Source organism: Streptomyces sp. NH27, from assembly GCF_056859195.1.
On sequence record NZ_JACEGK010000479.1, the window covers coordinates 1 to 6,187 of the forward strand.

The following is a 6,187-nucleotide window of genomic DNA, read 5'->3' on the forward strand; positions in this document are numbered from 1 at the left end:
GGGCCGTGGGGCGGGAGCCGGGACGACGGCGCGCACGCGGACGACGCGGACACCGTTGACGTGCATGCCGCCGACGCGCATTCCGCCGTCGTGCGGGCCCTCGACGGCGCCCGCTACTTCGCGCTTCTCGACGCCTTCGATGCGCTGCTGGCCGCGCCGCCGTATCTGCCCGGAGCCGAAGACCCCGCCCGGCAGGCGGTCGCCGATGTGCTCGCGCACGACCGCGGGCGGCTGCGCAAAGCCGTACGGGCCGCGCTCGCGCTGCCGCCCGGCCAGGCGCGGGATGTCGCGCTGCACGAGGCGCGCAAGGCTGCCAAGCGGGCTCGTTACGCGGGCGAGGCGGCCGGACCCGTGCTCGGTGCGGGGGCCGCCGGGTACACCGCTCGGATGAAGTCGGTGCAGCAGCTTCTCGGCGAGCACCAGGACAGCGTGATGTGCCGTGCGGCCGTCGCGCGGCTGCGCGGGCGGGCGGAGCAGGCGGGGGAGGACCCGGCGCCGTACGAGGCGGTGGAGCGGGCCGAGCTGGGGATCGCGGCGCAGGTGGAGGCGCGGTTGCCCGAGGTGTGGGGTGCGGCGGAGCGCGAGGGGTGATCGGCGACCCGGCGGGGCGGTTCGTGCGGCACGACCGTGGCCGCGGAGGTGCCGCGCGGGCCGTTCGCGGTGCGGCCGGAGCCGTTGCCGTGCCCGGGTGCCGGGGATTCGGTCGCGCCGGGCACCCCCCCCGTACCTCGGGTACTCTTGAGGGTCACCTTCCCCCCGGACGGCGGTGCCGCCCGGGGCGCCCGCAAGATCAGGACACACGAAAGTCGCCGAGATGCCTGTCGAGTCGGTCTTCCCGCGCCTGGAAGCGCTGCTCCCGCACGTACAGAAGCCGATCCAGTACGTCGGCGGTGAACTGAACTCCACCGTCAAGGACTGGGACGCCGCCGACGTGCGGTGGGCGCTGATGTACCCCGACGCGTATGAGGTCGGCCTGCCCAACCAGGGCGTCATGATCCTCTACGAAGTGCTCAACGAGCGGGAGGGCGTGCTCGCCGAGCGCACGTACAGCGTGTGGCCGGACCTGGAAGCGCTGATGCGCGAGCACAAGGTGCCGCAGTTCACCGTCGACGGTCACCGCCCGGTGCGCGCGTTCGACGTCTTCGGGCTCAGCTTCTCCACCGAGCTGGGCTACACGAACATGCTGGCCGCGCTCGACCTCGCCGGCATCCCGCTGGACGCCGCCGACCGTACCGAGGACGACCCGATCGTGCTGGCCGGCGGGCACGCCGCGTTCAACCCCGAGCCGATCGCCGACTTCATCGACGCGGCCGTGATCGGTGATGGTGAGCAGGCCGTGCTCACCATCACCGACCTGGTCCGGGAGTGGAAGGCCGAGGGCCGCCCGGGCGGGCGCGACGAGCTGCTGCTGCGGCTGGCCAGGACCGGCGGGGTCTACGTCCCGCGCTTCTACGACGTGGAGTACCTGCCCGACGGCCGGATCTCCCGGGTCGTGCCGAACCGCTCCGGCGTGCCGTGGCGGGTGTCCAAGCACACCGTGATGGACCTCGACGAGTGGCCGTACCCCAAGCAGCCGCTGGTCCCGCTCGCCGAGACCGTGCACGAGCGGATGTCGGTGGAGATCTTCCGCGGCTGCACCCGCGGCTGCCGCTTCTGCCAGGCCGGGATGATCACCCGCCCGGTGCGCGAGCGCTCCATCACCGGCATCGGCGACATGGTCGAGAAGGGGTTGAAGGCGACCGGCTTCGAGGAGGTCGGCCTGCTGTCGCTCTCCTCCGCCGACCACACCGAGATCGCCGATGTCGCGAAGGGCCTCGCCGACCGGTACGAGCAGGACAAGGTCGGGCTGTCGCTGCCCTCCACCCGGGTCGACGCGTTCAACATCGACCTCGCCAACGAGCTGACCCGCAACGGCCGCCGCTCGGGCCTCACCTTCGCGCCCGAGGGCGGCTCCGAGCGCATCCGCAAGGTGATCAACAAGATGGTGTCGGAGGAGGACCTGATCCGCACCGTCGCCACCGCGTACGGCAACGGCTGGCGCCAGGTGAAGCTGTACTTCATGTGCGGGCTGCCCACCGAGACCGACGAGGACGTCCTGCAGATCGCGGACATGGCGCGGAAGGTCATCGCCAAGGGCCGTGAGGTGACCGGGCAGAACGACATCCGCTGCACCGTGTCCATCGGCGGCTTCGTGCCCAAGCCGCACACCCCCTTCCAGTGGGCGCCGCAGCTCGGCGTCGAGGAGACCGACGCCCGGCTGGCCAAGCTGCGCGACGCCATTCGCGGCGACCGCAAGTACAGCCGCAACATCGGCTTCCGCTACCACGACGGCAAGCCCGGGATCATCGAGGGGCTGCTCTCCCGCGGCGACCGCCGCGTCGGCGCCGTCATCCGCGAGGTGTACGCCGGCGGCGGCCGCTTCGACGGCTGGCGCGAGCACTTCTCGTACGACCGCTGGATGCGCGCCTGCGACGCCGCGCTGCCCGCGTACGACCTCGACCTCGCCTGGTACACCACCCGCGAGCGCACCGCCGAGGAGGTCCTGCCCTGGGACCACCTCGACTCCGGCCTCGACAAGGACTGGCTCTGGGAGGACTGGCAGGACGCCCTCGACGAGACCGAGGTGGAGGACTGCCGCTGGACCCCCTGCTTCGATTGTGGCGTGTGCCCTCAGTTGGACCTCGATATCCAGATCGGCCCCACCGGCAAGAAGCTCCTCCCCCTGACCGTCACCAACTCCCCGGGCCCGGCCACGTCCTGACCCCCGGGGCCGACGCGTCCCCCGCACCCCGCCGCCACCTCGGCGGCGGGGTCCCGGCCACGGCTTGGCCGGTACGGCCGGACGCGATCGGAATGCCGCGCCGGTTCTGGCGATGGGCGGATGCAGGCGTCGGCCCGCGGGTGACTGCACCCGCGGGATTCGGCCAATTGATGCCATCGTTGTCATGGTGGTGGACATGCCAATAAGAGGCGTGCTCTCATGCGTGCTGAGTGCTCCGTTTCCATCGTTGTAAGGCGGACGGGTCCGAGGAGGCGTCATGCGTACGGTGCCGGCGACACGCAGGGGAATCGGGCCGCTGGTGGTGGCGCTGCTGCTCGCGGTGGCCGCCCTGCTCCAGGGTGCCGGCGCGGCCGGTGCCAGGGCGGCGGCGGCCGACGACCCCGCTCAGGTGTGCGCGCTGTACTGCGACACCCGCGACCCCTCGCAGGCCGCGAAGGAGACCTTCCCGGTGCCGGACCTCACCCTCGACGGCCGGGTGGTGCGGCTGCACGTGGACGACACCGACGGCATGGCGTGGGCGAGCATCGACGGCGGGCAGACCGACGACGCGGTGTGGCTGGATCGCTCCTGGGACGGCGGCGCCACGTGGGACGGACTGCTCGGCAAGGCGTCGATCCCGTCGACGTGGACCGGCACCCGCACGCTGATGTACAACCTCTACGACCCGACCGGCCACCGCCGTGCGGTACTGCGGGCCTGCGGCGACGCGCAGGGCGTGGGCTGCACCTCGTGGGCGCACCTGGACGTGTGCGCGGCCGCCTGCGACGGCGCGGGCAGCGCGCCCGGCGATACCCAGCCGGTCCCCGCCGCGACGCTCGGCGGCCGTACGATCGCGCTGCACATGGACAGTTCCGGCATGGCCTGGGGCACCATCTCCGGCGGCACCGCGGGCGACGAGATCTGGCTCGACCGGTCCTGGGACCAGGGTGCGAGCTGGCCGGACGGTTCCTCCAAGGGCCGCACCAGTACCCCGGCCGGCGCCACCGGCACCGGCACCGCGCGCTTCAACACCAGTGACCCGCAAGGGCGGTTGTACGGCGGTGCGGTGCGTGCGTGCGGCCGCGCGGTCGAGGGCGAGAACGGCAGCTGTACGGCCTGGGCGCGCCCGGCGCAGTCCAGGGCGTCGGCCGCGGCGGACGCCCTGATGTACTCCTACGACCCGAACACCGCTTACTGGCCGTCGAGTTGGTGGAACTCGGCGGTCGCGCTCAGCACCGTGATCGACTACATGCGGCAGACCGGCGACACCCGCTACCTCTGGATCGTGCAGCGCACCTTCCAGATCGACAAGGCGTCCTTCCCCGCCGGGGCCCGCAGTTCGGACCCGATCGACGGCGACTTCATCAGCCGCGCCACCGACGACTCCGAGTGGTGGGCGCTGGCCTGGGTCGACGCGTACGACCTCACCGGCGACCGGACGTACCTCGACGAGGCGGTCACCATCGCGAACTACGTCAACGGGCTGTGGGACACCAGCAGTTGCGGCGGCGGTGTGTGGTGGGACCGGGAGCGCACGTACAAGAACGCGGTGACCAACGGCCTTTACGTCCGGCTCGCCGCCGAACTGCACGACCGCATCCCGGGCGACACCACCTGGCTGGGCCGGGCCACCACCTCCTGGCAGTGGTTCCGGAGCAGCGGCCTGATCAACTCCTCCGGCCTGGTCAACGACGGCCTCACCAGCGGCTGCGCGAACAACGGGCAGACGGTGTGGTCCTACAACCAGGGCCTGGCCATCGGGGCGGCGGTCGAGATGTACCGCGTCACCGGCGACTCCGCCGACCTCGCCACCGCCCGCCGGCTGGCCGACGCCGCCGTGGCCTCGCCCGCCCTGGTCACCGGCGGGGTGCTCACCGAGTCCTGCGACGCCACCACGCCCTCCTGCGACGACAACGCCAAGCAGTTCAAGGGCGTCTTCATGCGCTATCTGCAGGACCTGAACTCCGTCACCGGCAACGCCTATGGCTCCTTCGCCACCAAGCAGGCCGACTCGCTGTGGTCCACCGCACGCGACGGGCTCAACCGCGTCACCGAGGACTGGTCCGGCGGCGGCACCGCCGACTGGCGTACCGAGGCGTCCGCGCTGAGCGCTCTGCTGGCGGCGCCCTGAGCGGGCCGGCGCGGGCCGGTGTTGGCCGGCCCGCTCAGGGGTCTTGATGATGTGACGGGCGCCGGTGATGTGGCGGGCGCCGGTGGTGCGACGGCCTCAGCGGTGCGGGGTGGGCCGCCCGTGGGCGCCGCCGGTCGAGGGCACCTCGGGCACCTCGGGCACGTCGGCCACGTGGGCACCCTCGGCGGAGGGTTGGTCCGCCACGGGGCCGCCGTCCGCGGAGGCACCGTAGCTCGCGGGTCCGTCCGTACCGGCTTCGTCCGCGGATCGCGCGGTCGTGGAGCGGATCTGCGGCACCTCCCCGTCGCCTCCGCTGAGCCGGTCGAAGAAGCGCAGCATCTCCACCGGGAACGGCATCACGAGGGTGCTGTTCTTCTCGGCGGACACGTCCACCACGGTCTGGAGCAGGCGCAGTTGGAGAGCGCCGGGGGTGTCGGCCATGGTGGCCGCGGCGTCGGTGAGGCGCTGCGACGCCTGGAACTCGCCGTCGGCGGCGATGACGCGGGCGCGGCGTTCACGTTCGGCCTCGGCCTGCTTGGACATCGACCGCATCATCGACTCCGGCAGCGCGATGTCCTTGATCTCGACCCGCTCGATCCGCAGCCCCCAGGGTTCCTCGGTGGGGGCGTCCATGACCTTCTTCAGCTCCGTGTTGACCTGGGTCCGGTCGGAGAGCAGGGTGTCGAGGTCCGCGCGGCCGATCACCGAACGTAGTGAGGTCTGGGCGATCTGCGAGACCGCGGCGGGGTAGTTGCTCACGTTGACGAGTGCCTTGACCGGGTCGACCACCCGGAAGTAGACGACCGCGTCGACGGTCAGTGTCACGTTGTCCGCGGTGATGGCGCCTTGTGGTGACACGCCGAACACCTCGGTCTGGATGGACACCTTGCGCATCCGGTCGCCGATCGGGCGGATCAGCCGCAGGCCCGGTTCTCGGATGTCCGGCAGCAGCCGGCCGAACCGGAACACCACGCCTTTCTCGTACTGCTGAACATTGCGGACGCTCAGCGCCAGCAGGATCAGGACGATGATGACGATGACGATCAGCGCCGTGACCAGGGCGACCATGGCAGTCACATCCTCGGGTGGTCGAGACGACCGCCGAAAGCGGCATGAATATGGTCATACGTGCACGAAATACCCTCGGCACGTTCGACTTTACTCCTCTGGACTCCTCGCGAGGGTGTCCCGAGGAGTCCGCTCAGCGCGGGGAGGCCGTATCGGGGCCGTGGTCGTGCGGGGCCGGGAACGGGCCGGCGGGCACCGCCTCGGGGGTGGCGGCCGGGGGCAGGTCG

At 71.6% G+C, this 6,187-nt stretch carries 4 protein-coding genes; 3 read left to right on the plus strand and 1 reads right to left on the minus strand.

Translation table 11 applies throughout. The annotated features are described in order from the left end of the window. The 3 genes from AC13HU_RS29740 to AC13HU_RS29750 form a co-directional block, all read left to right on the plus strand. A partial coding sequence (locus AC13HU_RS29740; protein ID WP_483045069.1) for a CHAD domain-containing protein occupies nucleotides 1-591 on the plus strand: 591 nt, incomplete at its 5' end. Between the two features lie 223 nt (nucleotides 592-814). Further along, nucleotides 815-2,761 carry a TIGR03960 family B12-binding radical SAM protein gene (locus tag AC13HU_RS29745; RefSeq protein ID WP_483045070.1) on the plus strand — a complete coding sequence of 649 codons (1,947 nt, stop codon included), beginning with the start codon at nucleotides 815-817 and terminating at the stop codon, nucleotides 2,759-2,761. 277 nt (nucleotides 2,762-3,038) lie between these two features. Further along, entirely contained in the window at nucleotides 3,039-4,892 is a 1,854-nt protein-coding gene (locus tag AC13HU_RS29750; protein WP_483045071.1) for a glycoside hydrolase family 76 protein, read from the plus strand. A 96-nt stretch (nucleotides 4,893-4,988) separates the two neighbouring features. Here AC13HU_RS29750 and AC13HU_RS29755 read toward each other — a convergent pair whose 3' ends face one another. Next, nucleotides 4,989-5,960: an SPFH domain-containing protein gene (locus AC13HU_RS29755; RefSeq protein ID WP_483045072.1), complete on the minus strand. Its 972-nt coding sequence runs from the start codon at nucleotides 5,958-5,960 to the stop codon at nucleotides 4,989-4,991. Nucleotides 5,961-6,187 lie beyond the last annotated feature (227 nt).

What these genes read in the sequence shown, in the direction of transcription:
- AC13HU_RS29745 (WP_483045070.1), top strand. Translation starts at nt 815, where the DNA reads ATGCCTGTCGAGTCGGTCTTCCCGCGCCTGGAAGCGCTGCTCCCGCAC.
- AC13HU_RS29750 (WP_483045071.1), top strand. Translation starts at nt 3,039, where the DNA reads ATGCGTACGGTGCCGGCGACACGCAGGGGAATCGGGCCGCTGGTGGTG.
- AC13HU_RS29755 (WP_483045072.1), bottom strand. Translation starts at nt 5,960, where the DNA reads ATGGTCGCCCTGGTCACGGCGCTGATCGTCATCGTCATCATCGTCCTG.